This window comes from Sphingobium sp. LSP13-1-1.1, from assembly GCF_040676415.1.
Taxonomy (GTDB): domain Bacteria; phylum Pseudomonadota; class Alphaproteobacteria; order Sphingomonadales; family Sphingomonadaceae; genus Sphingobium.
On sequence record NZ_JBEGHU010000033.1, the window covers coordinates 2,501 to 5,434 of the forward strand.

The following is a 2,934-nucleotide window of genomic DNA, read 5'->3' on the forward strand; positions in this document are numbered from 1 at the left end:
TTAAGGTCTGCCCTGTGGCGACACAGGTTAGGCGTTAAATGGGAGAGGTATCACTAAGCTGAATAAAATAGGCTTTGGTGAAGCGAACCCGGGGAACTGAAACATCTCAGTACCCGGAGGAAAAGACATCAACCGAGATTCCGTTAGTAGTGGCGAGCGAACGCGGACCAGGCCAGTGCCTGGTGTTTAGTTAACAGAAGCCTCTGGAAAGTGGCGCCATAGCGGGTGACAGCCCCGTATGTGAAAGCGAAACATCAGGACTTGAGTAGGGCGGAGCACGTGAAACTCTGTCTGAACATGGGGGGACCACCCTCCAAGCCTAAATACTCGTACATGACCGATAGCGAACCAGTACCGTGAGGGAAAGGTGAAAAGCACCCCGATGAGGGGAGTGAAACAGTACCTGAAACCGGATGCCTACAAGCAGTGGGAGGGTCCTTGAGACCTGACCGCGTACCTCTTGCATAATGGGTCTGTGACTTAGTGTATCGAGCAAGCTTAAGCCGTTAGGTGTAGGCGCAGCGAAAGCGAGTCTGAATAGGGCGACCATGAGTTCGATGCATTAGACCCGAAACCCGGCGATCTAGGCATGACCAGGCTGAAGGTGCGGTAACACGCACTGGAGGGCCGAACCGTTTAATGTTGAAAAATTATCGGATGAGTTGTGTTTAGGGGTGAAAGGCCAATCAAGCCGGGAAATAGCTGGTTCTCCGCGAAATCTATTGAGGTAGAGCGTCGGATGATTGCCGTTGGGGGTAGAGCACTGGATGGTTGCGGGGGTCGCGAGATCTACCAATACTAACCAAACTCCGAATACCAACGAGTCTAGTCCGGCAGACAGACGGCGGGTGCTAAGGTCCGTCGTCAAAAGGGAAACAGCCCTAACCTACAGCTAAGGTCCCCAAGTCACGTCTAAGTGGGAAAGCATGTGGGATTTCCAAAACAACCAGGAGGTTGGCTTAGAAGCAGCCATCCTTTAAAGAAAGCGTAACAGCTCACTGGTCTAAATAAGAGATCCTGCGGCGAAGATGTAACGGGGCTCAAGACGTGCACCGAAGCTTAGGGTGTGATCGTTTACGATCACGCGGTAGCGGAGCGTTCCGTAGGCCGTTGAAGCGATCTGGTAATGGGTCGTGGAGGTATCGGAAGTGCGAATGCAGACATGAGTAGCGATTAACAGTGTGAGATGCACTGTCGCCGAAATTCCAAGGGTTCCTGCTTAAAGCTAATCTGAGCAGGGTAAGCCGGCCCCTAAGACGAGCCCGAAGGGGGTAGTCGATGGGAACCACGTTAATATTCGTGGGCCTGGTGGTGTGTGACGGATGGCGTAACTTGTTCGGCCTTATTGGATTGGTCCGGGCAGGGAAGTTGTCCCAGGAAATAGCCCCACCGTATAGACCGTACCCTAAACCGACACAGGTGGAATGGTAGAGTATACCAAGGCGTTTGAGAGAAGTATCCTGAAGGAACTCGGCAAATTGCCTCCGTACCTTCGGAAGAAGGAGGCCCCACATGAAGGCAACTTTTTGTGGGGGGCACAGGCCAGGGGGTAGCGACTGTTTAGCAAAAACACAGGGCTCTGCTAAGTCGGCTTCAAGACGACGTATAGGGCCTGACGCCTGCCCGGTGCCTGAAGGTTAAGAGGAGGTGTGCAAGCACTGAATTGAAGCCCAGGTAAACGGCGGCCGTAACTATAACGGTCCTAAGGTAGCGAAATTCCTTGTCGGGTAAGTTCCGACCTGCACGAATGGCGTAACGACTTCCCCACTGTCTCCAGGATATGCTCAGCGAAATTGAATTCTCCGTGAAGATGCGGAGTACCCGCGGTTAGACGGAAAGACCCCGTGCACCTTTACTGCAGCTTCAGAGTGGCATTAGGAAAGAACTGTGTAGCATAGGTGGGAGGCTTTGAAGCGATGACGCCAGTTGTCGTGGAGCCATAGGTGAAATACCACCCTGTTGTTTTCTGATGTCTAACCTCGCACCGTTATCCGGTGCAGGGACCCTCTGTGGCGGGTAGTTTGACTGGGGCGGTCGCCTCCTAAAGAGTAACGGAGGCGCGCGATGGTGGGCTCAGGACGGTTGGAAACCGTCTGTTAGAGTGCAATGGCATAAGCCCGCCTGACTGCGAGACTGACAAGTCGAGCAGAGACGAAAGTCGGTCATAGTGATCCGGTGGTCCCTCGTGGAAGGGCCATCGCTCAACGGATAAAAGGTACGCCGGGGATAACAGGCTGATGATTCCCAAGAGCTCATATCGACGGAATCGTTTGGCACCTCGATGTCGGCTCATCACATCCTGGGGCTGGAGCAGGTCCCAAGGGTTTGGCTGTTCGCCAATTAAAGTGGTACGTGAGCTGGGTTCAGAACGTCGCGAGACAGTTTGGTCCCTATCTGCCGTGGGCGTCGAAATTTGAGAGGAGTTGACCCTAGTACGAGAGGACCGGGTTGAACATACCTCTGGTGTACCTGTCGTCCTGCCAAGGGCGCAGCAGGGTAGCTATGTATGGACGGGATAACCGCTGAAAGCATCTAAGCGGGAAGCCTCCCTCAAGATAAGATTTCTTCGAGCGGTCGTAGACCACGACCTTGATAGGCCGGATGTAGAAGTGTGGTAACATATGGAGCTAACCGGTCCTAATTGCTCTGATCGCGCCTGAGAGTCCCACCATCAATGACAACACTGGATATTCCAGCAAACGTCAGCAAATGTGGTGATCAAACAGCCAGATAATCTGCACGGAAAACATCGATTAAAAAACGAAGCGCAAGCTCTATTGCTTGGTGACCATAGCGTCTGTGACCCACCCGATCCCTTCCCGAACTCGGACGTGAAACCAGTCTGCGCCGATGGTACTGTGGCTCAAGCCCCGGAAGAGTAGGGCGTCGCCAGGCATTACAGCTCGCGCTTCAATACCCATCCACAATATTTGC

2 rRNA genes (1 of these 2 running past the window's edge) are annotated in these 2,934 nt (G+C 53.3%); both read left to right on the forward strand.

The features are described from left to right. Positions 1-2,661: ribosomal RNA gene (locus MRBLSP13_RS15240) — 23S ribosomal RNA — on the forward strand; it begins 140 nt to the left of the window's first position. A gap of 119 nt (positions 2,662-2,780) precedes the next feature. Next, positions 2,781-2,895, forward strand: a 5S ribosomal RNA gene (rrf, locus tag MRBLSP13_RS15245). The last annotated feature ends 39 nt before the right edge of the window (positions 2,896-2,934 follow it).